Annotated in this window: 21 protein-coding genes and 1 pseudogene; 8 read left to right on the top strand and 14 right to left on the bottom strand. The window is 61.1% G+C overall.

Annotated features, from left to right (window positions below):
* Positions 1-13: 13 nt before the first annotated feature.
* The 5 genes from C8J36_RS20125 to C8J36_RS20105 all read right to left on the bottom strand — a co-directional run bounded on the left by C8J36_RS20125 (position 14) and on the right by C8J36_RS20105 (position 6,309).
* Complete coding sequence (locus C8J36_RS20125; RefSeq protein WP_132537128.1) at positions 14-880, bottom strand: inositol monophosphatase family protein; 867 nt, start codon at positions 878-880, stop codon at positions 14-16.
* Between the two features lie 10 nt (positions 881-890).
* Positions 891-1,937 carry an aldose epimerase family protein gene (locus C8J36_RS20120; RefSeq protein WP_132537127.1) on the bottom strand — a complete coding sequence of 349 codons (1,047 nt, stop codon included), beginning with the start codon at positions 1,935-1,937 and terminating at the stop codon, positions 891-893.
* Between the two features lie 93 nt (positions 1,938-2,030).
* Positions 2,031-3,917: an FAD/NAD(P)-binding protein gene (locus C8J36_RS20115; RefSeq protein ID WP_165915118.1), complete on the bottom strand. Its 1,887-nt coding sequence runs from the start codon at positions 3,915-3,917 to the stop codon at positions 2,031-2,033.
* Positions 3,918-4,097: 180 nt separating this feature from the next.
* Entirely contained in the window at positions 4,098-5,498 is a 1,401-nt protein-coding gene (locus C8J36_RS20110) for a fucose isomerase (RefSeq protein WP_132537224.1), read from the bottom strand.
* A 139-nt stretch (positions 5,499-5,637) separates the two neighbouring features.
* Entirely contained in the window at positions 5,638-6,309 is a 672-nt protein-coding gene (locus C8J36_RS20105) for a hypothetical protein (protein ID WP_132537125.1), read from the bottom strand.
* A 542-nt stretch (positions 6,310-6,851) separates the two neighbouring features.
* Here C8J36_RS20105 and C8J36_RS20100 point away from each other — a divergent pair.
* On the top strand, positions 6,852-7,607 hold the full coding sequence (locus tag C8J36_RS20100; RefSeq protein ID WP_132537124.1) for an SDR family oxidoreductase: 756 nt from the start codon (positions 6,852-6,854) through the stop codon (positions 7,605-7,607).
* Positions 7,608-7,792: 185 nt separating this feature from the next.
* Positions 7,793-8,812, top strand: a complete 1,020-nt coding sequence (locus tag C8J36_RS20095) for a LacI family DNA-binding transcriptional regulator (protein WP_132537123.1) — start codon at positions 7,793-7,795, stop codon at positions 8,810-8,812.
* On the opposite strand, the pseudogene C8J36_RS20090 reads toward C8J36_RS20095, so the two are convergent.
* The 9 genes and pseudogenes from C8J36_RS20090 to C8J36_RS20050 all read right to left on the bottom strand — a co-directional run.
* Positions 8,729-9,067 (bottom strand): annotated as a pseudogene (locus C8J36_RS20090) (Lrp/AsnC ligand binding domain-containing protein); the annotation flags it as partial. The gene C8J36_RS20095 and the pseudogene C8J36_RS20090 sit on opposite strands and share 84 nt — an antisense overlap.
* 104 nt (positions 9,068-9,171) lie before the next feature.
* On the bottom strand, positions 9,172-10,113 hold the full coding sequence (locus C8J36_RS20085) for a hypothetical protein (protein ID WP_132537223.1): 942 nt from the start codon (positions 10,111-10,113) through the stop codon (positions 9,172-9,174).
* Complete coding sequence (locus C8J36_RS20080; RefSeq protein WP_245506653.1) at positions 10,113-10,586, bottom strand: hypothetical protein; 474 nt, start codon at positions 10,584-10,586, stop codon at positions 10,113-10,115. The genes C8J36_RS20085 and C8J36_RS20080 overlap by 1 nt, the downstream gene beginning before the upstream one ends.
* Complete coding sequence (locus C8J36_RS20075) at positions 10,564-11,586, bottom strand: zincin-like metallopeptidase domain-containing protein (RefSeq protein WP_132537120.1); 1,023 nt, start codon at positions 11,584-11,586, stop codon at positions 10,564-10,566. The genes C8J36_RS20080 and C8J36_RS20075 overlap by 23 nt, the downstream gene beginning before the upstream one ends.
* 1,221 nt (positions 11,587-12,807) lie before the next feature.
* On the bottom strand, positions 12,808-13,398 hold the full coding sequence (locus C8J36_RS20070) for a hypothetical protein (protein ID WP_132537119.1): 591 nt from the start codon (positions 13,396-13,398) through the stop codon (positions 12,808-12,810).
* A 665-nt stretch (positions 13,399-14,063) separates the two neighbouring features.
* Positions 14,064-14,405, bottom strand: a complete 342-nt coding sequence (locus C8J36_RS20065) for a hypothetical protein (protein ID WP_245506652.1) — start codon at positions 14,403-14,405, stop codon at positions 14,064-14,066.
* Positions 14,402-15,280, bottom strand: a complete 879-nt coding sequence (locus tag C8J36_RS20060) for a hypothetical protein (RefSeq protein ID WP_132537118.1) — start codon at positions 15,278-15,280, stop codon at positions 14,402-14,404. Before C8J36_RS20060 ends, C8J36_RS20065 begins: the two co-directional genes overlap by 4 nt.
* Positions 15,277-15,753: a hypothetical protein gene (locus tag C8J36_RS20055; protein ID WP_132537117.1), complete on the bottom strand. Its 477-nt coding sequence runs from the start codon at positions 15,751-15,753 to the stop codon at positions 15,277-15,279. The genes C8J36_RS20060 and C8J36_RS20055 overlap by 4 nt, the downstream gene beginning before the upstream one ends.
* A gap of 109 nt (positions 15,754-15,862) precedes the next feature.
* Positions 15,863-17,641 carry a ParB/RepB/Spo0J family partition protein gene (locus C8J36_RS20050; RefSeq protein ID WP_132537116.1) on the bottom strand — a complete coding sequence of 593 codons (1,779 nt, stop codon included), beginning with the start codon at positions 17,639-17,641 and terminating at the stop codon, positions 15,863-15,865.
* 394 nt (positions 17,642-18,035) lie between these two features.
* Between C8J36_RS20050 and C8J36_RS20045 the strand changes: the two genes are divergently transcribed.
* From C8J36_RS20045 to C8J36_RS20020, 6 genes are all read left to right on the top strand, one after another.
* Positions 18,036-18,332, top strand: a complete 297-nt coding sequence (locus tag C8J36_RS20045) for a hypothetical protein (RefSeq protein ID WP_132537115.1) — start codon at positions 18,036-18,038, stop codon at positions 18,330-18,332.
* 99 nt (positions 18,333-18,431) lie between these two features.
* Positions 18,432-19,373: a hypothetical protein gene (locus tag C8J36_RS20040; protein ID WP_132537114.1), complete on the top strand. Its 942-nt coding sequence runs from the start codon at positions 18,432-18,434 to the stop codon at positions 19,371-19,373.
* Positions 19,374-19,385: 12 nt separating this feature from the next.
* Positions 19,386-20,990, top strand: coding sequence for a serine protease (locus C8J36_RS20035; protein WP_132537113.1), 1,605 nt, complete (start codon positions 19,386-19,388; stop codon positions 20,988-20,990).
* A gap of 345 nt (positions 20,991-21,335) precedes the next feature.
* Positions 21,336-23,297: an N-acetylmuramoyl-L-alanine amidase gene (locus C8J36_RS20030; protein ID WP_132537112.1), complete on the top strand. Its 1,962-nt coding sequence runs from the start codon at positions 21,336-21,338 to the stop codon at positions 23,295-23,297.
* On the top strand, positions 23,221-23,769 hold the full coding sequence (locus tag C8J36_RS25430) for a type II toxin-antitoxin system MqsR family toxin (protein ID WP_245506651.1): 549 nt from the start codon (positions 23,221-23,223) through the stop codon (positions 23,767-23,769). Before C8J36_RS20030 ends, C8J36_RS25430 begins: the two co-directional genes overlap by 77 nt.
* Before the next feature lie 2 nt (positions 23,770-23,771).
* Complete coding sequence (locus tag C8J36_RS20020) at positions 23,772-24,191, top strand: type II toxin-antitoxin system MqsA family antitoxin (RefSeq protein ID WP_132537111.1); 420 nt, start codon at positions 23,772-23,774, stop codon at positions 24,189-24,191.
* The last annotated feature ends 15 nt before the right edge of the window (positions 24,192-24,206 follow it).

Below are 24,206 nucleotides of genomic sequence, written 5' to 3'. Positions count from 1 at the left end.
CCTCCTCGGAGCTTCAGGCGGCCTGCTCTCGGTCCTCTTCCAGATCAATTGCCAGCAGCAAGGAAGCAGCTTCCGCGGCGCCTGGCGCCGCAGCCAGAATCGCCCCGCTTTGGGTGCCGCTCTCGATGAAATCCTCAACGATCCCACCGGCCTCGCGCACCAGAACCAGTCCGGCGATCACGTCCCAGATACTGGTACGGGCGTCCGCATATCCCTCCAGCCTTCCATCCGCGACATGGGCGAGCATCATGGCGGATGACCCGAAGCGCCGGTATTCATAACCGCGATCGAGGATATGGCTGATCTGCCGAGCGTGGGCGGCCACGCTTTTTCCCGATGTGAAGCCGACGCCGAATATAGCCTTGGAGCGCGTGGTATCCGTGCTGACCGAGATCGATTGACCGTTGCGGGTCGCGCCGCGGTTGGACGAGGCGCTATAAAGCTCATCCTTGATGGGGTCGTAGATGACGCCGAGTACCGGCTTGCGATCGATCGTGGCGCCGATCGACACGCACCAGCCTGGCCGGTCGCGCATGAAGTTTGAAGTGCCGTCAATCGGGTCTAGGACCCAGACGATACGGGTGCCCTCCCTGTCCAGACCAAATTCCTCACCCAGTATCGCATGGTCCGGAAAAGCCCCCCGCAGCTTCTCCCGGATCAACAGTTCGACGGCCTTGTCGACTGCTGTGACGAAGTCCTGCGGCCCTTTGGTTTCAACGTCCAAGGGTTTGTTCTGGGTGAGATACGAAAGGGCCAGACGCCCCGCAGCCTGCGCCGTCGCCTCGGCTACGGCCTGCATCAGTACAAGTGAATTTTCGTCGTGCTGCATTGTTTCGTCCCGTTTATCCAGATCGTGAAGTTGGCCGCTGAAGACATTCATTTCGTTTATGTCATGAAGGGCGGAACCGGTATTCCGTCACCTGTCGATAGGTTTCGCCGGGCCGCAGGACCGCGTTGGAAAAATGGCTGCGGTTGGGGCTGTCGGGGTAACGCTGAGGCTCCAGGCAGATGCCACAATGTTTTCCGTATTGTGCGCCGTCGAGCCCGACTGCCGGGCCGGCGAAACTGCCCCCGTCATAGAGCTGAAGGTGCGGTTCGGTTGTGTAGACATCCATGGCGGTTCCCGTGCGGAGACCGGTGAGCGTCGCCGCGTGGACGATATCTGCGATGGGCGATGTTCTTTCCCGCAGGACAAAGCCGAGATCGTAACCGACGCCTTGCGTGTTCTTTAACGGCCTTGCCTTGTGAAAATCGAACGGCGTGCCGGACGTGAAGCGGATCTCGCCCGTCGGGATAAGGTCGCTGTCGACCGGCGTATAGAAATCAGCGTTCGCCACGAATTCATGATCGATGGCGCTCGGAACGGGAGCGTTTTCAAATCCGGCAGGCAGGTCGAGGTTGAAGTAGCTGTGGCTGGCAAGGTTGCACAGTGTGGGCGCGTCGGTCGTTGCGGTCAGTTCCACATGCAGGGTTGCCGGCGGCAAAAGGCGATAGACGCAGCGGACATTCAGATTGCCGGGAAAACCCGCATCGCCGTCCGGAGAGCGCAAGAACATGGTCACCGACGACGCATCATAGGCTTCGAGCGTCCATGGCCGCCGGCTGAAGGCCTGACCGCAGCCGCCGCCATGCAATGTATGCTTCCCATCCTGATTGACGGGCAGCTGGTAGATTTTTCCGTCGATTACGAACCGGCCTTCGGTGATCCGGTTGGCAAAACGTCCTGCGATCGTGCCTGCATGGGACGTGTCCGCGACATAGTCGTCGATCGTGTTGAAGCCGACGACAACCCGCTGATGACCGTGAGAGGTCTGGATCAGAAGATCGCGTAGGGCCGCACCCCAGGTCAGGATCTTCGCCTCCATGCCCGCCGCCGAGCGCAAGGTGACTTCATGGATATCAACACCGTGGGCCTCTCCAAAAACGCGATCCTGCATTTCGCCTACCGTCCGATTTGTGTTCGAAGAAAAAATCGTGGCCCGGACCTCAAGCCTCCGCGAGGCAGGAGAGGGGCTTCACTCGTCTCGCTGTCAGTCCAGGTATCTGCCCGGCTCGGGATCGCGTTGCGGCGTCAAGCCGTTGTGGAAGGAGCTCGTGTCCTGTTCACCGCCCATCAGGTTCCGAATCGAGCTTGTCGCGATCGCATCCGCGTCGTCGATGAACTCGTCCCATATGCCCGGTTCGATGAGGCCGACATGCAGAAACCATCTTGCGGCCTCCGTCGGAATGCCGAGCACGTGGATGCGGTCCTTGACCTCTCCGTTAGCCGCGATCGGATGGAATGGCTTCGTCGTCACCTCGACACCGCCGACCCCCATGAAGTTTCTGATGGTTCCGGCATCGGCAAGGCTGCGGATGACCGGGTTTTCATCGAGATCGACATTCGGCGCGGCGACATAGGCGTCGATCAGGACATCGATCCGGGATGCATAACCCGCGACCTTGTCCGAATACGCGACCACGCCCGATCCATCCGCCTCGGAGAAGTTCGCCGATGGGCCAAGCAGTTCGAGCTTGCCGCACTGGATGAGGGCCAGCAACTGTTTCGCCCGGGTACGGGATGGGCCGGACGACAGGAACGCGATCGTTCGCGCAATCTTTGTTATGAACTCGTGATGCGATGCATGCGTCAGTCCACCCAGATCCACTGCCTTGCGGATCGTCGGCCTGATATGACGGAGCACGTCGAGGGCAGCCTTGACCGGATCTTTGAATTCGCCCACTTCCGCACGGGCGATGTCCTCACCGATGACCGAAACGATGGCCTGCCTGAACTCGTCCTGGCTGCCGAAGGACAATCCGCGGAATGGTGCTGCCAACGCTTCGAGATCGAGGAGCTCTTCGATCCCGAAAGATCGGGCGAGTTCCTGCATGACCTGCAAGACGGTATCGGCATCGACGTTGCGGGCGTCGAGCCGCTCGCGGAAACGGCGATTGGCATCGAGATCGAGGGTCTTCTGGATATAGACGAGATTCACCTCCGCGGTGATCCAGGGCAGGTAGTTCGTCCGGAAACATGCGGGGCCCTCAGCGCGAATGGTCGCAACGCGGGCCTGCGTGAAGAAATGCGGTACGTGTGGGAAGCCAGCTGGCCGATCGTCCTTGCCGCGCACCGGCAGTGGATAGCCGCTCCGCGAGCCAGCGACGATCAGCTTGGGTTCCCGGCCACTCGGCACATAGTGAGCATTGCCGTCGCGATAAACATATCTGCCGCCACGGCCTATCGTCAGTTCCGACAGGACGTCGTAGAAGGAGAGACCGAGCCCTCTGACGCCGATGACCTGCCCGGACAGATCATCCGGCAGTGACAGGCCGCTTTGCAGGGTCTCGAGGATGTCAAACGAACTCAGATACCGTATCAGTGAGCTTGCCGCCTTAGCCTCGCCCTCTTTTTTCGGACCGTGGGGATAACCTGAGCAGACGATAAGCCGATCGACATGCAGTGCGTCCCGTCCTGATTCAAATTTCAAGACATATTCATCGGTAATTTCGGCGATGTCGACAACGTGGTCCTGCACGCGTTTGAGTGACATGTGCTCGGGCAGATTCAGCTCGATCACGTCGAGCACGAATTTCAGATATTTGCCGTAAAGCCCTCTTGGGGCATATCCCGAAGGGCCGGGATAGTTGGCGTCTATCCGTCGCCACCATTCCATGAATGTTGGCCCATATCCCGCGCGCCAGGGGTTTTCATCCGGTGCATTCGGGAACATCGTCGCATTCTTGCAACGGGTGTTCATGAGCAGCCAGTCGGGCTGGTCGGTGCGCCAGATGCGGCCGCAGCCAACCTCCACATTGTCGATCGCGTAGATCACCAGAGGCCGGTCGGGCTGCCTTTCCGTCAGTTTGCCGGCGATCCTCTCGATCACCGAAATGCCTCGCGGACCGGTGCCGACGATTGCGATGCGCTCAGGCATCACCTTGTCGTCTCCATGCAGCCCCGATCTGCTGTTATGGAGGAGGGACATCTTGCATACAGCTTCCGTCATGTTGACCTGCATCGTTGGGACGAGTTTCGGCTCTCAGCAATTTAGAAGGTGAAGACCCGGGCGCTTTTTGGCGATGTTTGCTTAGCCACTCTTGAAAGCGGATGAGCTTCACCCCTCGTGAAGATAGAAATCCCAGCCCAGATACTGGCGGGTCGCGTCGAGGACAGCGTCACTGACTGAGGAGAAATTCGCAGCGACATGATGTTCGAAGCCATTCTCGCAGATATAGCGCAGCAACTTCTGCATCTCGGGGATTTCGACGACGCCGGCGCCCCCGAAGGTCGTCAATGGATCTTCGGTAAACTTGCCTTCTCCGATATAGCCGCAGATGCGTCCGGACGTGTCGTCCGTGCTCACCCGGATATAGGTCATATGTCCAGCCTTGATGGACCCGTCGATCGTTCCGTATGTGTTGTCTTTGCCGACGGTACCGGCAATGATTTCCTGGAAATCCATCCGGTAGTTCTTGAAGAATTCCTTCGGAAGATTACTGCAATGGAAGCAAACTGCCTTGTTGGCATTGCTGCCGTAATTGTTGTTCCAGTCGAGAAGCGCGCTGGGAGTTCCGGATGCCAGGGCCAGCATATGCATGCCGACGAGCCCGCAGACGTCGACTTCGCATGCGCTTGACATGAGTTTCGAGCTCATCATGCTCATCATCGTGCAGGGCACGACACCATAATTCTCCTCCAGCGAAGTCCAGCACTGGATGGCACTGATGGAGACCTCGGCCTCCTTCATCCATTCCTCCGTTACCGCAGCAAGCTTTGCCTGTCGCAAAATGGCGGGATGCGGTACGCCTTCGATCGAGATATAGTTTTTGATCGCATCGATTTTCTCCATGACGATCGAAGCACCGTCATCAAGCCGCGCCACTCTTCCCAGAATTTCCGAGAGATCGAGCGTGACGACCGATATGCCCGCTGCTTCGAGAAGCTTCTCGCTGTAGCGAACGGTGTTGAACGCCTGGGGGCGCGCGCCGATCGCGCCGATGCGCAGACCGTTCAGCCCGCGCATGATGCGACAGGTTGCCGAAAAGCGCGAAAGGTCTTCCTGAAACTCATCGCTGGTCGGATCGACGCAGTGAGATTTGGTTAGGGAGTAACGGATACCGTATTGCCGCAGGTTGTTGCAGGCCGACATCTTTCCGCAGAAACTGTCGCGGCGCCACTGGATCGACATCTTCTGAGGATCGTCGGGCGTTGCCTGAACCAGAACGGGAACCTTCAGGCCCGAAAGCCGTATGGTATCGGCGATCGGCCGCTCTTCTCCGAAATTAGGGAGCGTGACAACAATCCCATCAATATCGTCAGACTGTTTCTTAAAGAGCGCGGCGCATTTCTTTGCGTCTTCGAACGATTGCACCGATCCATATTGCGTATCTTCCGGACCGAGGACGACACATTTGTGGCCGGCCTTGGTAATGGCTGCAATCATGTGATCGCGGCCGGTGGCCGCAAGATGACCGGGGAAAAAGCCGCGGCTCCCGACCACAATGGCAAATGTCATCGATTTCACGTTATGTCCTTCCTGATTTTCATGCGGAACCTATGCAGGCAAGATTTGCTTTCGCGGCAAATGCCCGGTTCAAAACCGATCGCGATGTGGGGTGGAGGACAGCAGCAAAAGCGCCCTCATTTCGTCCGCGTTACACGCTCAAGACGGCATCAAGCACCGAGATCTGCTCATGCCAGTTCAAGCCTCTGCCGAAGGCTTCGTCAAAAAGCGCTGAGCCGATCGTGAAGCCCCACGGCTTTAGCTTTCTGACCTGCTTCAGGCGATCGAACGTATTGATACTGCCGGAGATAATGGTCGAGCGCTGTCCAACTGCGGTGAGCGCAGCCGATCCGAGCTCGATCGCGTCGCCATCCTTATACCGGTACATCGACAGGCAGATGCCGTCAGCGCCGCTGGCTATGACGCGCCTCCCATCCCCCACGACGTCCTCGATGCTGCCATACAGATAACGGGGAATACCCTCTCTGCGCCCGATGGTCGGAAGGTAGGAGACGGACGAGCCCTGCAGAAGAGAAACGACGGAGTCATGGAACTGACATCCGATAAGATACCGGCAGTTGTTTCTTATGGAGAACTCGGCGGCGCGTAAACAGTCGTCTTCCTTCTCTCCGAAGGATTCGAAGACCAGGGTTTTTCCCTTGTCGTAGACATGTTTGGCCAGCTCGGCTGCGGCATGTGTCGAGATGCCGGTGTCTTTGAAGCCCCAGTATTGGGTAGGAGCGTTCCATGATGCATCGAAGGTTTCTCGTGCATTTGCGACAGTCAAATCATTGTTTGTCAGCATCGCGATTATCTTGACCATTTTACTCTCTCCCTGGCCCGCTCGGGCTGCTCACTCTCAATGCCTCTGTTCGCCGCCTGGGCGTAAGCGAGAGGCATGCTCCTCCGAAAATCCGCAACAATCCCGCTTCTGGATCCAGCCTGCTTGAGAGCAGCAGCGTCCTCCGGATCGGCAATTCCATGCGCGGAAAACCTCCATTCCCGTGCACACTCATGGATCGCAATCAAAAAGCGAATCTAACAAGAGGTACGTACCTCAATAAATCTTAGCTGTCAACTTGCTGTAAGAGCTCATACTAAATGTGTGTGATTGTAGCATAAGTACCGAGTATAATTCACTTTTTTTATAGTTTTCGAGAACTCGCCGTCGCTGATCTGCGTTCCAAAGGATCGATTATTGCTTGATAATGAGGGCTATAACGACGATAATGAAGCACGTACCTCAGATACCGGCGTGTTTTTGTGGTGGTCGCGATCGGCGCGAGCGCGCGCCGGGTGTTGGACAGGGCCATCACCTCGGTGTGGCCACTGATTGACGGGTGTAAGGGCGATCAAGGAGAAGGCATGAGCATTCATCTTTTCGATCTGACAGGGAAACGGGCGCTTGTGACGGGTTCCACACAAGGGATCGGCCTCGCGCTCGCGCGCGGTCTTGCCACTGCAGGCGCCGAAATCATTCTGAATGGGCGTTGCGCACCCAAACTCGAAGCTGCGGCTACGGCCATTGGCGCACATTACAGGCTTGCCTTCGACGCGACCGATCATGCCGCCGTGCGAAGCGCTATTGACACGTTCGAGACAGAGACGGGGGCCATCGATATCCTGGTCAACAATGCGGGCATGACGCACCGCGCTCCTTTGGAGGATTTCCCGGTCGATGTTTTCGACCAACTGCTGCGGACGAACATTTCGACCGTATTCAATGTTGGACAAGCCGTAGCTCGACACATGATCGCACGTGGCGCAGGGAAGATCATCAACATAGCCAGCGTGCAGACCGCGCTCGCTCGGCCCGGAATTGCCCCGTACGCTGCGACCAAGGGCGCCGTCGGAAATCTGACCAAGGGGATGGCGACGGACTGGGCGAAATACGGCCTGCAATGCAATGCTATCGCGCCTGGTTATTTCGACACTCCACTCAATGCCGGGCTCGTTGCCGACCCCGCCTTTTCCGAATGGTTGGTCAGGCGCACACCGGCGGGCCGATGGGGAAAACTTGAAGACCTAATCGGAGCCTGCATTTTCCTGTCTTCCGATGCCTCCGCTTTCGTCAATGGTCACGTTCTGTATGTCGATGGCGGGATGACGGCCGCGCTCTGAATTGACTAAGATCGCCTCAGGGCGCATATGAAGGCGTTGGAAGGCTTTCTTTAGGTTGAGATTAAGCGGCACTCACACCGTGAAGTAGATCGGCGCAGGGTCAGGATGAGTACTTCCGTGCTCTTGATGACTGACGCGATTGAACTATCTTAAACCCCTGATTTTATGAACGGGAGAGGTTGGACGTGCGCCCTACAGTGCAGGATGTGGCGAGACATGCTGGTGTTAGTCTTGCTTCCGTCGACAGGGTGCTCAATCAGCGCCCGGGGGTGCGCGACAAGACGATTGCCAAGGTCGAGGCCGCGATAGCCATGCTCGGTTATGTCAAGGATATCTCTGCCGCCAATTTGGCGAAGGGGATTGCTTACCGTTTCGCCTTCGTCATTCCCGAAGGCTCCAACAGCTTTATGCGAGGTCTAGAAAGAGAGATCGAGGCTGTGAAGCAGTACTCTGCTGTGGATCGCACGGAGATTTCGATATACAAGGTGCCTCCGTTCGACGGCGTGGCATTGGCCGCAGCGCTGGATGCTCTTGATCCCAAGCGTTACTCTGGCGTAGCCGTCGTCGCCACTGAGGCCGTGGCCGTTCGCGATGCCTTGAATCGGTTGCGCCGAAACAACGTGCCGGTTGTGACGCTCATTTCGGATATTCCGGCTTTTCAGGCCGATGCGTATGTCGGCATCGATAACGTTGCGGCGGGGAGAACCGCGGCCAGGCTCATGGGCAAGTTTGTGGGGGGCAGATCGGGCAAGGTCGCCTTGGTCGCAGGATCCATGCTGGTGCGCGACCATGTCGAGCGGCGCCTGGGCTTTGAACAGGTCATTCGCAGCGATTACGGGCACATGCATTGCCTGCCGGTCATAGAAGCGCAGGATGACAGCCGTCGCGTTCAGGAATATCTAAGCGAATGCTTTGAGGCCCACTCCGATATCGTCGGCGTATACAACATGGGAGCCGGAAACCGTGGCCTCATCGAGGTTTTATCTGGCAACGTGCAAGAAGGGCGCACGGCGATTGCACATGAGTTGACGGATCATACACGTCGAGCGCTCGGCGCAGGCATTTTGGATGCCATCATTCATCAGGATGCCGGTCACGAAGTGCGGAGTGCGCTGCGCATTTTAAGAGCGAAGATCGAGAAGAAGGCACTGGTTGCTGGGCAGGAGATGATCCGCATTGAAATTTATGTGAACGAGAACCTGTGAGGGAATACATGAAGCACTCACGCGACATTTCCCTGTCTGGCAGATGATCCAGCGGAGCGGCGCTTGCACCCTCACGGTCTGGATGTAGAAATCGCTGCGAATGTCGCTGATACCGGGCAGCTTGAGCAGCGTTCCGAGCAGGAACCGTTCATAGCAGTCGAGGTCGGAAACGACGACCTGCACCTCGCCCGACACCAGATGACAGGAAATGACCTCGGGCAACGCCTGCACAGCCTCCCTGAAGGCCGTCGCCGGTTTTTCATGATGCGGATCTTATTCAGGCCAAACGACGGGAAACACAGATTCTGATTGTGCTCCAGTGGTCGGGCGGAATGACATCGCTGTAGGCCAGAAGCCGTTCAGACACCGCACAGGCCCTCGCACTCATTGGGCCAGAAATCGAGCTGACCGCGATCGGCGGCGCTCGAGAGGTCGGCCTCGTCGAGCGGAACGGCCGAGCGGTGGAGGTAGACCTCGCCGCGGATGCCGCGCAGGCCCGTTCGGATGGCCCGATCGACCGCGACGGCATCGAACCAGGCTTCGGGATCCTCGTCGCGCATCGTCCGCCAGACAGCATCGGAATGAAACGGGCAGCCGATGCAGGCGCTCTTCGGCGGGCGGGGATAGTCGTGCCGGTCGAGCCAGCGCAGGCAATCGTGCCGGGTCATGCGCCGCTCGATCAGCGGCCATCGGTTGACCTGCCACGCCTCGCGCGACGGTTTCATGCGCACGACCTCTTCTTGCGAAATCCCCAGCCATTGCTCGACGACGGGATGTTTAGGCGAGCGGCGGCGCGTCAGGCCCGCAAGCTCCCGGACCTTCCGGCGGATCGGCACGATCTTGAGATCGCCCGTACACTGGCGGCGGATCATGCCGATGGAAATCGTCTCGGTGGCCGTGCGCCGTGTCGAAACCTCGACGAGTTCGCCATCCTCGTCCTCGTCGAGGACCGGCACCTCGGTCCCCGCCGGCGTCACGATCTTCGTGAAAGCCGGGATCGACGCCCAGCGTCGGCCGCTCGCTGCCTCCATCAGGCTGTCACGGATGTTGCCGGCCGAGACGATATGGACTGGAAATGGCAGGACGTTCGGCGACATCAGCCAGACGAGGTGATCGTAGACCGCCTTGGGCTCCCAGCCGGTATCGGCGAAGATCGCGCAGTCGGGCATCGGCCCGATCTCGCCATGGGCCGCCATCAGGGCCAGCGTCGTCGACTGTACGCCGGCGCCGAGGCTGAGAACGCGCAGGCGGTTTGACGCCTGCGTGTCGGCGTCACGGTCAAATGCGGAGACATGCAGCATCATCGCCCCTCCCCGCCGCCGTTCAGCCAGAGGCGAAGATCGCGGCGCATGCACCCGATCGGCCCGTTGATCTCGGTAACCCGGACGTCGGTCGTCACGTATCCGTTCTCGCGGAACAGCCCCACGAAATGACGCATCACGTCGAGGTAGAGGTGGCCACCGACGAGGGCGACGTCGGCGAACGGCGATCTTCCGAAGTCGGTGAGCCCGGCGATATGCTCTCCGGGGTGATCGCCCTCCGGCATCACGCGGGCCTGTGTCCTCGGTCGCGGCCAGCGGGTGCCGAGACCTCCAGCCTTCATGGCGGCGGCGACCGCCTCGGTCATGCGCGCATCATAGGTCTCGATCGGCGTATCTGAGGCGCGCAGGCCGAGATGCGCCGACAGGAACGCGACCCTGGCGTTCTCGCCGTTCGGATCGACGGTGCGCAGCGTGCGCCAGAGCGGCCCATCATAGCGATCTGGCGCCGGCATATAGGCAGGGCCATCGCGCTTGGTCGCCGAGCAGGCAAGAATGAGAAGGCGACGGGAGGAGACGATGGACATCAGGCGGCCTCCCGCTTTCCACGTCGGCCGGCTGAAGCCCGTGCAGGAAAGCGACGGCGCGCTGCGCATGCGCGGCGGCCTGGAAGATCGCCTTTCTGTCTCTGGACAGGACGGTGAGCCAGGATTCGAGATAGCCCGCATGATCCTCGCGGGGCTCCAGTTCCGGCACGATGCCGAGATCGGCGCAGAGGAAGCAGCTTCCGAGCTCGGCCACGAGTTCCTCGCGCGCGCGTTCGCTGCGATCCTTATTGTAGCGTGAGAGATCGCGGCCGACGCGATGGGCTGGAGCCGTCCAGTGAGTGGCTTCATGGCTGAGGACGGCGACGTAGGAGCCCGCGTCCCGGAAGGCCTCGAAGGGCGGCATCTGGATGATATCGGCGTCCGGCGCAAAGAAGGCCTTCGTGCCGCCGTGCCGGATCACCGCGCCGGTCTGGGCGAAGAAGCGATCCGCATGTGCGATGCGGGCGACGGGATCGAGAACAGGCTCGGCCGGGGCATGATAGCGCTCCGGCAACCCGTCGATCTGCTCGACGTTGAAGACGGTGTAGGCGCGCATGAACGGGATGTCCCGTTCCACCTCGCCGCCGGCGCCGTCGCCTTCCGTCTTCTTGAACCGGCTGGCAAAGACCACTGTGGCGCCGCTCTCGCCCTTGCGGACATGAGCGCCGAGCTCGATCGCCTGCTTGAACGTCATCCAGATCGGGGACGAGAACCCGCGTGCAATCGCCTCCGACCAGAGCAGGAGGACATTCATCCCAGAATAGGGCTCGCCGTTGTGACGCAGCGGCCGGGTGATGCGGCTAGAGGCGTTCGCCGCGCTCCACGGCTGCATCCAGGGTTTGACGCCTTTTTCCAGATCCGCAAAGATGCGGTCGGTAATCCGCGCGTAGATGTCGGCGCGCCCTGCATCATCCTGTTTCTTCTTCATGTCCTGAACCTCCGTCTGGAGGCCGCGCCGATCGCGGCCCCGTCACGGAGGTCCGTCAGCCGGGGCATTCAGGGGGATGACGCACCCGAACCCGGCCGAGCGCAGCGAAGGACGCAAAGGGCCGGAACGAAGAGGAGGACGGCGAAGCCGTTGCGCCAGCGCCCGGGCCCGGCAGGACCGTCCGCCGGGACGGGGCCGCGAAGCGTGCCGAGCTACTTTCCCGCTATCCTCATTTTCCATCTTTTACTTGAGATCTAAGTTTGGCGTTCGACCTGCTTGCTGGACGGACATGAGAGGACTACATTCAAGTGAATCGCCCGAAGCGATACCACGTAAAGCACATTGGTTTCGGGCCTTATTGACATCCGTCCTGCCACTGCTTGAGCAAAGCGCGCCTCAAGCTCCATTGATGAAGGACAGAGCGGCATCACCGGCGCCGTCCAGGACGGCATCTCGAACGATCGTCACATCCACATCTGAAAACAGGAATTCCAGGACCGTATGTCACGCGCAAAGGGAGGCTTCACCGTCGAATTGAAGCGGCCGAAACGGCATTTGCTGAACAGGTCGGCGGCGCCGAAGGCAGGCTGGGTCACGGAAAGCGCGCTTTTGCCGGCGGAGCCGCGCGCCGACCTGGGAACGCGAGCTGGCGCATCGGTTGATCACGATGCCCGCGCCATAGCCGAAAGGCTGTTTGCACCTCGAACCGCCGAACAGGTGCGTATCCTTCCAGCCCAGACGCAAGTGCCCGATCCTCACGGCGGATTGGAAGACATATCGCCCCCGGAAACGCGTGACGTTAAGGCGGCGTTCGTGAACGCGGGAGACGAGGCTGTACCAAAAAATTCCGTATCAGCAGAGTCGGAGGAGACGGAAGATGACGTTCTCCTCTCCGGCGCCCCTGTGGAAATCGAGGTGCGGATTAGCCAGCGGACCGTACGCTTGGTCACGAGGAAAGACCTACCGCCCGGGAAGCGTTGGATGCGGTTGCTTCCGTCCGTTTTGCAGGAACGCACCGTGCCCCGCTGGAAGAGAATGCGGAGCGCGCGGGTCGCGCCACGCAAGCGTCAACGTCCCGATCACCCCTCTGACGGGAGCCATTGAGCCCCCGCGTACGAGGCAACGTGTATTCGCGCAGTGATAATGCAGGCGACATCTGAGCGAACTTGCGCGCGAGGGCCACGAGCAGACAGGCGAGGCCGAAGCCTCGCCCGCGTTGGCTCAGCCGAGAGCTGCCATCTGGAGATCGGCAGCCTTGCGATCGACGGTCGCGCCGGCATTCTCGATCTGGCGTTCGAAGGGCTTCCAGCGCTCGCCAACGATCTGCTCATAGGCCGCGACCGCGCCCTCGGCAGCCATGCGAAGGCTGTGAGACTGGAGCGCCATGTCGGCGGCGAACTCGCGCTTGCGCTGGGCGGCGCTCTGGAAGCCGACGGGACCGTCGAGATCCTCGTCGCGGGTGTCGTTGGCAAGCTTGGCGGTGAGGTCGCGGGCCTCGGTCACGGCGCGGGAGTAGAACTGGCCGGCGCCGTGGGCCGAGCCGACATAGGCGCCGACGATGCGCTGAAGGTGGATCTGCATCGCCCGGTCGCTGATGCCCTCCCGCATCGCCTCTGCGGTCTCGATCAGCAGGCGCTCGTGCAGGTCGCGGATGCCGTCGCTGTCGAGAAGGGGCAGGCCGAAGCTTTCCGAGATGAGGCTGGCCTGGTTTGCGTCCGGGCAGGCGAGCCGGACCATTTCGAGGGTCGTGCCCTTGCGTAGCTGGACGACGCGGGCGGTGGAGGAAGCGGTGGAGCGGGCGGCCTTGGCCATGGTGTGATCCTTTCGAGGGTCGTCTCCAAAGCGGCTCCGGCCTTTGCCGGTCTTCCCTTCGGTGCGGTCACCAAGAACCGGCGGAAGACGGGGGCTTCAGGGTCCGGGTTCTGCCAGGCGAGCGGAGCGGGCTTGCGGCCAAGCAGGGCTCTTCAAGCCCTCGCGCGGGGACGCGGGTGCGCTTTGCGAGATCGGCGGGACCCGGCCGCCCCGCGGCGCGGCACGCGGCCTTGAAGCCCACGGCCGCCGGTTCAGACCGCAACAAACCGAAGGGGAGACCGACAAGGGCCGGGAACGGGAAGCCGGGATCGAGAACGGATCACACCATGGCCTGGTCACGGCGCTGCTCGACGCTGCCGGCCTCCCCGGGCAGTCTCGCGCGGAAAAGGTCATCAAGGTCCGGTCGACCTGACCTTCACGCCAACCCGCCTCACTCGGAGGCTGCCTTCCTGCTGCGACAGGGGCGTACGCGACGCTTCCACAATGCCGGTCAAGATGGTGGAGTCGGAAGAGGGGCACCGATAAAGGCCAGCACAGGCCACCCGACGCCCGACGCTAACCGGCCTCGGCTCTGGCACAATGCAACAGATCGTCTCGATCGTCGGGACCGGCGTGATGTCCTCCCGTAGGATCTGCCCAACGACGGATATAAGATCGCACGGCTTTCACGCGGCGTGCTGCGCTGACAGCAGGCGACTTCGCCAATGCTCGATGGCTTGATCCTGCCGGGCAAGCTTGCGGGACAGCGCATCGATCTCGGGTTGCCGCTCGGCCGTGATGGCGGCGAGGATCTCACGATAGCGCTGCATGAAGCCGGCCGGGTCGGGCGACCTATCGCGACAGGAACGCCGGCGTCTGTCGCGTAGCGCGGGCATCGCCGCGGTCATGGCGCGGACGATCTGCCGTTCGATCAGGTCCAGCTGACGCCGGGTCTGCCGGCGTGCCTCCTCCATTCGGGCGAGCGCGCCGGGATCGAACGGTCCGGGGTGAGGATGGTGCCGCATCATGGAGCGCCCCTCCCCTGCAATCCTGCGAATCCGGACGGCCCATCATAGACGCGATGACGCTCTTCATCGATGACGAAACCGAAGCGGCGGCCGCTACCGCCGTACTCGTCAAACGGAACGAGAAACCGACGCTCGTGGACGTTCGACGTTCGCTTGCCGCCGATGGTGGCGATCACCTCGGTCATCCCGGGCACATGATCGGACCGGATCGCCGAGATCACGATCCAGTCGCCGGCATGCGCCCGCTCAAACGCACGACGGTCCTTTACAGTGGACTCCCCCGGCTGGAGGGTTCGTCCCGAGAGGCGTTCCCATGCGTCCGGCCAACGGTCGCGCACCGTACGGTCGGCAAGCTGCCGCTCCTGGGTGGTGAACAGATCCGGGAAGGCCAGCGCGACGATCGCCCATTCGCAGTCGTGCTCATACCATCCGCTGGAGGAGCGCAGCACGGAAGGGACTTTGCCATTGCGCTCGATGGAAAGATGGAAACCGCCATGTCCTGCGGTCGAATGGCAGATCACGCCCTCGGCATAAATCGTGGCGCCCTGCGACGCGCCCCATGGCGTGCTCGCCGATGTGCGAACGTCGCGTCGGCCGAGCGCCAGGCGCTCGCGGCGATCTTCGAGATGCCGGTCGAGATGAAGGCGGAAGTCGGCTTCATCGGCGAGAGCGCCGCCATGGCCGTAGACGTCGGACCGTGTCCATGTCTCGATGGCCCCGGAAAGACGCCAGCCGGTGGCCAGATAGAAGCTGCCGTTCCGGCCGGGGACCATGACAAAGGCGTCGTCGCCCACTCGAGCGGCCAGCAGGTCGTCGGCCGTACGCCCGAAGGTGATCGAGTCGGCAGGAGAAACATTCGAGGAGATGCCGGTCATGCGACCGCCCTCCCCTCGACAACATCGGCGGCGTGCTCGTCGGCCGTGACCGGCTCGAGCACCGCATGACGATAGCCGTTGAGCTCGCGCCACTGCTCTGCCGCAGTGAGATCGTCCGCGAGATGGATGAGCTCACGATCGTCGTATGGGCCGGAAAGAACGCGCACCGTACCGATCCGGGGACGCTCGACGATCGTGAAGGTCAGGCGGCTGCAAAGGTCGAAGGTCCGATGGACCCGGACAAGGATGATCCCGCCTTGCCCGAAATCGCCCTTGTGGAGGGTGAACGTCGCCGGAAACCCCTCGATCCCGCGATGGCCTCCCGGCCGCTTGCGGATCAGACGACCGACATTGTTGGTGTTCTCCCAGAGCGCCACCTTGCGGCTGTGATGGGCGGGCGGTCTTGCCGTGCCGTCGGCGTAGCGGATGATCGCACCGAGCGGCGCGAGGTCGTGGATATGCTGTGCGGACATGAGGTCCTCCATGATGTGGCGTGATGCGCGAGGGGCTGAAAACAGAACCGCCGCCGGCTTGCGGCCGGCGGCGGTGATCGTTCGGAAAGGAGACGAGGGAAACGCGCGCCTATTCGGCGGCTTCCCGGAAGGTTTCGGCCTCGTCGGGTGCCGCCGTGCCATCGTGTTCGTCGTTGATGTCGTCGGTCGCGATGCTGGCGTCGTCCGCGCTCTCGTCGTCCGTAGCGTCGACGCCATCGATTTCGGCCGGCTCGTCCGGCAGGCCATCGGCATCGACCTCCGCGCTTTCCTCTCCGTCGTCCGCCGCACGGTTTCGCGCCATCCAGTCGGCGAGCGCCTCCGCATCGGCTGCAAAGCACGCCGACGGATGAACGAACGGTGTCTCCCCGAAATGCTCCACCAGAGCGGCGCGCGTGTCGCGGACGCGGGCACGCGGCAGCACGGGCGTGTCCTTGCACGCGCCTTCGAGCGCGCCACGCGACAGGCATGACAGGAATGCCTCCGTGCCCATGTTCGGCAGGAACGCGTCCGCTCCGATCGCCTCGCCGACGATCTGCGCGACAATCCCGCTGTTCGTCTGGTTCACGCGGGCCGAGAGAACGTCGATCAGCATCGACCGGGCCACGATGCGCAGTGTGTCGGTATCGAACGCGAGCGTGCCCTCATCCCCGATCAGCTGGACCGCATGGCGGGCAAAGCGCTTGCCGCCATAACTCGTGACGCCCGAGCCCGACTGCACCGAGACGTTGAGGCCCGTGAAGGCCAGCACCAGCAGCGCCATCAGCGTGTCGTCCTCGATCGGTGCGCGGGCGAGCGCCTCATGCAACGCATCGGTCTGGAAGTCCCCGATCATGCTGCGGCCGTTCTGGGTCACGTCGGGCCGCGGCTTCGTCGTCACGACGGGCTCGTCGTTCGACGCATGGTCGTCGGCCTTCGCTGCCTTGCCTTTCGGCGCCTTCGGCTCCGGCATGCGGTAGGCGACCGACTGGACCTTGCCGTCACGGTCGAGATACCAGGCGCTGTGGTCGGACTTGGCCGGCTTGCCGTAAATACGCTCGGCTTTGGGCGGCAGCTTCACCTCGCCCCATTGCGTCGTCTCGGCGATCGCGCCACGCTTCGGCAGATGGTTCGCCATCCACTCGTTCTGTGCGCCGAGAAACGCCTCGACGTCGGTCGTGTACCGGCTGTCCTGATCGGCGGGCGCGAACAGGTCCTCCTGCCACACGATGCCGTAGGCCTTGGCGAGATCCTCGTCGAAGCTCGCATCCTTCGCCAGCATGCGTGTCTTCGTCAGCGCCTGCGCGACGCTCCACCACGTCACCTGGGGATCGCCCTTCTTCGGCTTGTGCTTCTTCCAGACCTCCGCCTGCTCCTCGCGCGAGGCTGCCGCGATGGTGCGCAGCTGCTGCTCGTTGGGCATATCGCCCTTCGACATCTGGTCGAGCATGGCGGGCAACACGTTGGCGAGAAGCCGCAACTTGCGGATCTGGCGCACCGGGAAGCCAAGGGCGACGCCGATCGCCTCCTCGGTCCAGCCGAGCGCGACCAGCCGCTCGATAGCGCGCCATTGGTCCACCGGGTTCAGCGGCTCGCGAACGATGTTCTCGACCATCGAGCGCATCGCGCCGTTGTCGTTCGCCGCCTCCGCGACGAGGACCTCGATCTCGTCTAGGCCAGCGGCAATCGCCATCCTGACCCGCCGATGACCGGCATCGATGATGTAGCCGTTGCCGCCGCCGGTTTCCGGCGAGATCAGCGGCGGCTGCACGATGCCGACGGCCTTGATGGTCGCCAGCATCAGCGCGTCGGCCTGCGGGTTGGATTTCGTCTGGCGGGCGCGGTCGGGGTTTTCCTTCAGCGCGCGCGGATCGACCTTGATCAGATGCATGACTGGCTCTCCTGTCCGGGGTTTTCCGGACCGCCGTCTGGCGGCCCTTCCTTGTCTTCATTCCGAAGACGTCCCCCGAACCGCAGGGCGGCACGCGCTGCCGCAACCTGAAGACCGAGCATCCCTGCCCGGCCGGACCAGCGGGGCCAAAGCCCTGCGCCGGACGACGGGCCGGGATCGCGAGGACGACGGTTGAGCGTCAGCGACGGCGGCGAAGCCGGTCTGCGAGGAGGTTTGCTCTACTCGCTCTTTTCTGTTTTCCCCTCGGCCCCCCCCATACCGACGCTTCTGCCCACCTCAGAAGGGTATTTTAGATGCCGAGACCGAGCCTTCCCGAACGAGAGATATTACGCCAGAATTGCTATTGACGGGCCGAACTTGAGAAAGGATCCCGATGAAACCCTTGCTTATCGTTGAGCTCCCCAGACAGCGGCCGCCGCTCGTGTGGTGGAGTTCGGACAGCTACATCGTCGGGGCGAGCGCCCGGCTGGATGATCCGGCCCGGATCGACTTCGACGAGGCCTTGTCGCGGTATGCCGCCCGGCACGACGAGGTATTGGTCTTCGAGACCTATCGGGAAGCCAGAGCTTGGGCGGAACGCTACACCGGACCAAACTGGCTGGAAATCAGGGCCTCGCTTGTCCGTATCGAAAACTTTCCACCGAACGATCTGGGGCTCGTCGCCGAGTAGGCTGAAGAATTACCCAAACCCTATGTAGTAAAGCATCCCTGATTGTGCTCATCTATGTGGAGCAAAGTTCTGGAGAAAATTAGTCGGCGGGGGACGGACATGGCACACGTTACTTTTGTGCACGGAATATCCAACAAGCCGGCGCCAGCCGAGCTCGAAGAGATATGGCTTCGCACGCTTGCAGGCGGGTTAAATGGAGTCAATCTTCATGGCGAAGGCATCACGACGTCAATGGTCTATTGGGCCGATGTCCTGTATGCAGAGTACGATAAGGACGTCGCTGCCTACGAAAGCCTCGATGCTAAAACGCCGAAGGCCGCAGACGCCGACGCACAGACCCGAGCCCCCATCACGGCAACCAGCGAAGAGGCATCCTTCATCAGTGGCCTCGCCTTCAAGCTTGGTGGCACGATGGCCGCCGCGGAAGCGGTCGAGGCCATCCCTGCGAACCGCAACCTCGAAGGATTGCCATACGAGCGCATCCCTTTGCCCTGGCCGGTGAAGAAGGCGTTTCTGGAGACGTTCTTGCGGGACGTTCATCACTACCTGTTCAACACGACGTTTTCTCCCCGGCCCGGCACGACGTACAAAGTCCAGGACGAAATCCGAAAGAGGTTCGTGACGGCAGTGCAGGCCGCCGCCAAGTCCGGTGGACCGCACATCGTGGTCAGCCACAGCATGGGAACCGTGATTGCCTACGATTGCCTGAAACGGGTCAAGAAAACAGCGCATGTCGATGGCCTGATCACGATCGGCAGTCCGCTCGGACTGGACGAAGTCCAGGACAAACTCCAACCGGGCTGGAGCCGGCCAAACGGCTACCCTTCCGAGAAGGTCGATGGTGCCTGGATCAATGTCTTCGATCGCCTCGATCCCGTCGCCGGCTTTGACCCGTTCATCGCCAACGATTTCCAGATCGAAGGCAGGTCGAAGGTGAAGGACATCGAGGTCTCCAATTCCGGCGCGTGGCGGCATTCCATCGTCAAGTACCTCAAGGCGGATCCGCTCCGGCAGGAACTCCGACGGATGCTCGAACTCTGAGGACCAACTGCGATGGCGAAAGAGATCAAAGCGTTTCAGGACAAGACAGCGATCGGAATCTTCAGGTCGCTCACGAGCCAGGATCTCAAGACGGTTCTGAAAGCCGCCTCCGAGAGCAATGCATTCCACCCGTCTCCTGCCTTTGACGATATTGCCGATTTCATCGCGAAGAACGACCTGACAAAGATCATTCCGAAAGACATCGAAATCGCGAGCATCGTCGCCGACACGGTGCCAGCCGCGATGGCGGCGCTGGAAAAAGCCGGCAAGGACGGCACCCTCGATCGAGTCTCGCAGCAGCTCAAGGCTCGCGCCTGGAAGGACATCGTCGTCGACATGGCGGGCGCCGGCGGCGACGCGGCGCGCACGGCCGTGACATCGGCGATGGACGAATACAAGCTGCTCTACGACCAGAACCCCGGAGACCGGGTCCGCGCAGGGCTGAACCTGATCGCGCTGTCGACGGTCGCGCGCCAGCTGGATGCGCCGGTCCCCATCACGATCGATCGGATGCAACTGGCAACGTCCGTTATGAAGAGCCTCAATGAGGTTCCACAGGCAGATCGGGGATCGAACTTTCATGCCTCGAAGGCAGAGGCCTATGTCGCCCTGAACGATCTTGGCAGGGCCGAGCGCGAGATCGGCAAGGTCGTCAGGAACCCCGCAACCAATGCGGCAACCGTCGCTGGCATGATCCGACAGTTCGGCGATGTCTGGGGCCTGAATGCGACCGAGCGTGGCGACGGGATCGTACAGGCGCTTCGCGCGGCTCTGCTGAAGAAAGACTACGACCACGCACTGCTTGCGCCGGAAAAGGTTCGCGACCTCGTCGAACAGCCTCCACCGTCGGACTTGCAACTGGAAGCGATCCTGGGCCCAGACGGACCTCAGACCTTCGAGTGGTACAGACAGGGCCTGACAGCCTCGTTATCGGTGGGCGTCGTGAGAGTAGCCGGCGTGGCGACCCGCGTGGGGACAGGATTTTTGATCCGGGGCGGAGACGTCATCCCCCATTTGGGGGATGAGCCCTGCCTTCTCACGAACTCGCATGTCATAAGCGACGACCAGGACGATCATGCCTACTGCGACCAGCAGAAGATTGCTCCTCCGATGTATCGGGAGGATGCCGAAGTTGTCTTCGAAGGGGCCGGAAAGGGGGTCGGATATCGCTTCTCCTCAGCCCGGTCGTGGACGATCAAGACCCTCGACGCCACCCTTTTGAGGTTCGAAGGTCTTGCTCCGAAGGTCAGCGCATTGCCGCTGGCAAAGCGCCTGCCGCTCGCCGACGGCAAGCAGCGGGTCTATGTCATCGGATATCCTGGCGGCGGTGAGCTTTCCATCTCACTCGAGAACAACCGTCTTTTGGACCACGAGGGTCCGCCCCAGGGGGTGCCGTCGGACAATCCCTATCGACGAGTTCAGTATCAGGCACCGACGGAAGGGGGAAATTCTGGCAGTCCCGTGTTCAACGGACATAACTGGCAGGTCATCGCGCTTCATCATGCCGGCGGAAAGAATATCACCCGCCTGAACCAGAACCCCGAACGATGGCCGGCAAATGAAGGCATATGGATACAGTCCATCTGTGAGGCAGGACGTCTTGAAGCGATGGACTGAGTTTCGCTGTGGAAGATAATGTCTGGAGTTGTTTCGCAACACCAGCCTTTCGGTTAGAGGCACAAGCAGAAGTTTGAGCTCGTTCTTTTTTAAGATCGTCTACTTTTAACGCGATCGATTTCGTGTCATCATCGCGTAATAGATTTGTATCGCCGACTTCTACGCAAGCCATACCGCGCCAGGTTATTATTTTAATTTGGCGACGTGCCTGTCGAGGAATTTGCCGTTATTTTTTTGAATTCCGAAAAATTGAACCGCTTCCGGTAACTATAGCGATGAATTTCTCTTAGTATTTTTCTAAATATAGCTGTCAGATCGCATCCAAGAACGCACTGGGAGAGGTCGATGCGCATCAATGAAGCCTTCGCGCAACTTGCAATCATTCAGGATCAGCTTCCGGTCGGCAGTTCGAACCGTCCGGGCACATCCCGGGTCCCGACGGCAATCACCATCCACAACACCGACAACACGGCCAGAGGCGCCGATGCGCCCGCGCACGCCAGGTACATGAAAGGAGCGGACGCGAAACGCCGGAAAGTCTCATGGCATTTCACGGTCGACGACAAATCTGTCTACCAAAGCCTGCCCGTCGGCGAGATCGGCTGGCATGCCTCGACCAGCGCGGGCAATGCCAGCAGCATCGGCATCGAGATCTGCATGAACGAGGGCCTGGATGAAGCAGCGGCCTATGAGAAGGCCGCTCTTCTGACCGCGGCACTTGCGAAGCAGCATAGCATTGATGTCGCGACGGCAGTCGTGCAGCACCATCACTGGTCCGGAAAGAACTGCCCGCGCGTGCTTCGTGCCAAGCCGAACGGTTGGCGCGATTTCATCGATCGCGTCAGGGAACTACATGGGTCCCTTCGCGCAACGCCATCCGCGAGGATCGGCATCGAGGACGACCACCATCTCGCCGCAGATATCGAAGTGGCAACGGGTGAAGAGGACATCGACCCCACACCGCGCGGCCAGACCATCTCGTTCGCCGAATTCGCACGAGATGCCAACGCCCTGTTCTGGCCGGTCATCACCTCCGATCCGCAAGCCATACTGGTGTCCTTCGAGCGCAAGAACGGGACGATCGCCGGCGCACCCGGCCGCCGGTTTCTGGCGGACCGTCAGAACGGCGCACGATACCATGTCGGGATCGACATCTTCTGCCGTGCCGGCGATGAGGTGGTCTCCTGCACGAGCGGCAAGATCGTTGCATTCTATCCGTTCTACACTCGCCCGACGACGGGAGAGGAGACCTATGCCCTCTTCATCGCCCATGCCGGCGTCGTGGTGAACTACGGCGAAGTCACAGCCAGTTCCGCGCGTGTGTACGGCTGGGCAGTGGGAGATCAGGTCGAAGCGGGGCAGAAAATCGCGCGCGTCAGCGGGACGGCCATGATCCACTTCGAAACCTACGTGCCGGGGACGAAAGCCAATGCCCGTTGGCTGCCGGGTTCGCCACGCCCGACCTCTCTTCTCAATCCCACAAGGCTTCTCTTCCGATTGGCCGCGACCGGGATCCGGATCGGCCTCGACGGAAAGGCGACCACCGCGTCCCCGCTCGCTTTCGGAAACATCACACCTCCCGTCGACAGGCTGGAAAGCGGACCTCATCCGGGCAGCGGTGGCTGGCACAGCAAATTCGATGGCCAGGATTGGCGATTCGACGAACGGGGTGTCTATACGAAAGACAGGTCGGGCGCTGAAATCCTCCGACGGACGCCTGGTGCGCCATCGACATGCAGAAAGATCTGGAGCCTCTACGCACCGCTCGTCTTGGCATCATCCCAGAAGCATGGCGTCAATCCAGCCCTCATCATGATGACGATCGCGACGGAAACCGGCTTTGCCTCAGCTGACGGCTTCACGGGCAAGAAGACCTTCCGCTGGGAAGCTCACGTCGACAACGAGGATGTCGATCCACCGTTCAAAGGAGCCTATTCGGCGGGGCCGATGCAGGGTCTGTCGACATCGGTCCGGGATCTGATCGAGAGAAGGGGAACCGCATTCGAGCTGGATTACGATCGGTTCGAGGTTGCGCCCGCAATCCGTTCCAAGCCGTCTTCACCGCCCGCAACACATCCTCTTTACGATCCAGAGACCAACATCGACCTTGGCGCCGGAGAGATCCGGTCCCGATTTGCAGCGACCGATGACGATCCCATTCTCGTGGCGGCTGCCTTTAACGCAGGTGGCCTGTACCAGTCGAACGGCAATGCCTGGCATTTAAAAAGCCATGGCGACCATCTCGACCGGGCGGCCCAGTGGTATGGCGATGCATGCCAGGTTCTCAGCGAAGAGGGTGTTACCTGAGAAGCCAGATGCCGGACGAAGGGATGGAACCACAAGGCCGCCGGTTGAGCGTCAGCAATGGCGGCAAAGCCGACCTGCAAGCAGGGTTTCCTTCCTCTTCCCCTTGCCTCTGGTCTCCATCGGAACGCATCTTGCATTACCCCCTTTATGGTGGCATATCTTCGTTATGGAGAAACAGCGTCCGACTTATGATCTCGAAGCGATCAAGCTGGCGCTCGGATCTGTCGGCACGCTGGCGATGACGACGTCGGCCCTGCGGGACGCTTTGGCGCTGGGCTTCGATCGAGGCGGCATTGTCGAAACGATCGCCGGCATGGATCGGCGCATGTTCTACAAGTCGATGACGACGTTTGCCGATCATCGTGTCTGGCAGGACGTCTATCATGTCCCGGCACGTGGAATGGTTCTGTATGTCAAGTTCCAGGCGGACGTCGTCACCGAATTTACGGTCATGGCGTTCAAGGAGAAATGATCATGGTGACTGCCAAGAAGATTCTACCGGAGACGATGGTCTCGCCGGAAACCGGTGAGACCCTGCATCGTGCGGTGCGGCCCTTCGTGGTTGCCTATAAGGGAGAGACCGTCACCGTGACACTGCCGGGTTATTATCCGGCGGAAGGCGACGACGGCGTCCATGTCGGCGATGACATGGCGGTCGTGGATGCAGCCTTGCGCTCCCTGAAAGAGGCGAAGGAAGGCCTGCCGTCGCCAGCAACGATCCGGCGCGTGCGCACCAAGCTGAAGCTATCGCAGCGGGAAGCGGGCAACCTACTGAAAGTTGGAGAAAACGCCTTCGACAAATACGAACGCGGCCTGGTGGAGCCAAGCGGCCCGACCAGCCAGTTGATCCGCATCCTCGACCGACATCCGGAGTTGATCGAGGAATTGCGCTGAGCAGAGAGAGAATCC

The sequence above is a fragment of the Rhizobium sp. PP-F2F-G48 genome (assembly GCF_004342335.1).
In the GTDB taxonomy this organism is placed as follows: Bacteria; Pseudomonadota; Alphaproteobacteria; order Rhizobiales; family Rhizobiaceae; genus Ferranicluibacter.
This window is presented reverse-complemented; position numbering and strand designations above follow the sequence as displayed.

Coding starts and splice junctions, on each gene's coding strand:
- C8J36_RS20125 (WP_132537128.1), bottom strand. CDS start 880: ATGAATGTCTTCAGCGGCCAACTTCACGATCTGGATAAACGGGACGAA.
- C8J36_RS20120 (WP_132537127.1), bottom strand. CDS start 1,937: ATGCAGGATCGCGTTTTTGGAGAGGCCCACGGTGTTGATATCCATGAA.
- C8J36_RS20115 (WP_165915118.1), bottom strand. CDS start 3,917: ATGCCTGAGCGCATCGCAATCGTCGGCACCGGTCCGCGAGGCATTTCG.
- C8J36_RS20110 (WP_132537224.1), bottom strand. CDS start 5,498: ATGACATTTGCCATTGTGGTCGGGAGCCGCGGCTTTTTCCCCGGTCAT.
- C8J36_RS20105 (WP_132537125.1), bottom strand. CDS start 6,309: ATGGTCAAGATAATCGCGATGCTGACAAACAATGATTTGACTGTCGCA.
- C8J36_RS20100 (WP_132537124.1), top strand. CDS start 6,852: ATGAGCATTCATCTTTTCGATCTGACAGGGAAACGGGCGCTTGTGACG.
- C8J36_RS20085 (WP_132537223.1), bottom strand. CDS start 10,113: ATGCTGCATGTCTCCGCATTTGACCGTGACGCCGACACGCAGGCGTCA.
- C8J36_RS20080 (WP_245506653.1), bottom strand. CDS start 10,586: ATGCCGGCGCCAGATCGCTATGATGGGCCGCTCTGGCGCACGCTGCGC.
- C8J36_RS20075 (WP_132537120.1), bottom strand. CDS start 11,586: ATGAAGAAGAAACAGGATGATGCAGGGCGCGCCGACATCTACGCGCGG.
- C8J36_RS20070 (WP_132537119.1), bottom strand. CDS start 13,398: ATGGCCAAGGCCGCCCGCTCCACCGCTTCCTCCACCGCCCGCGTCGTC.
- C8J36_RS20065 (WP_245506652.1), bottom strand. CDS start 14,405: ATGATGCGGCACCATCCTCACCCCGGACCGTTCGATCCCGGCGCGCTC.
- C8J36_RS20060 (WP_132537118.1), bottom strand. CDS start 15,280: ATGACCGGCATCTCCTCGAATGTTTCTCCTGCCGACTCGATCACCTTC.
- C8J36_RS20055 (WP_132537117.1), bottom strand. CDS start 15,753: ATGTCCGCACAGCATATCCACGACCTCGCGCCGCTCGGTGCGATCATC.
- C8J36_RS20050 (WP_132537116.1), bottom strand. CDS start 17,641: ATGCATCTGATCAAGGTCGATCCGCGCGCGCTGAAGGAAAACCCCGAC.
- C8J36_RS20045 (WP_132537115.1), top strand. CDS start 18,036: ATGAAACCCTTGCTTATCGTTGAGCTCCCCAGACAGCGGCCGCCGCTC.
- C8J36_RS20040 (WP_132537114.1), top strand. CDS start 18,432: ATGGCACACGTTACTTTTGTGCACGGAATATCCAACAAGCCGGCGCCA.
- C8J36_RS20035 (WP_132537113.1), top strand. CDS start 19,386: ATGGCGAAAGAGATCAAAGCGTTTCAGGACAAGACAGCGATCGGAATC.
- C8J36_RS20030 (WP_132537112.1), top strand. CDS start 21,336: ATGCGCATCAATGAAGCCTTCGCGCAACTTGCAATCATTCAGGATCAG.
- C8J36_RS25430 (WP_245506651.1), top strand. CDS start 23,221: ATGGCGACCATCTCGACCGGGCGGCCCAGTGGTATGGCGATGCATGCC.
- C8J36_RS20020 (WP_132537111.1), top strand. CDS start 23,772: ATGGTGACTGCCAAGAAGATTCTACCGGAGACGATGGTCTCGCCGGAA.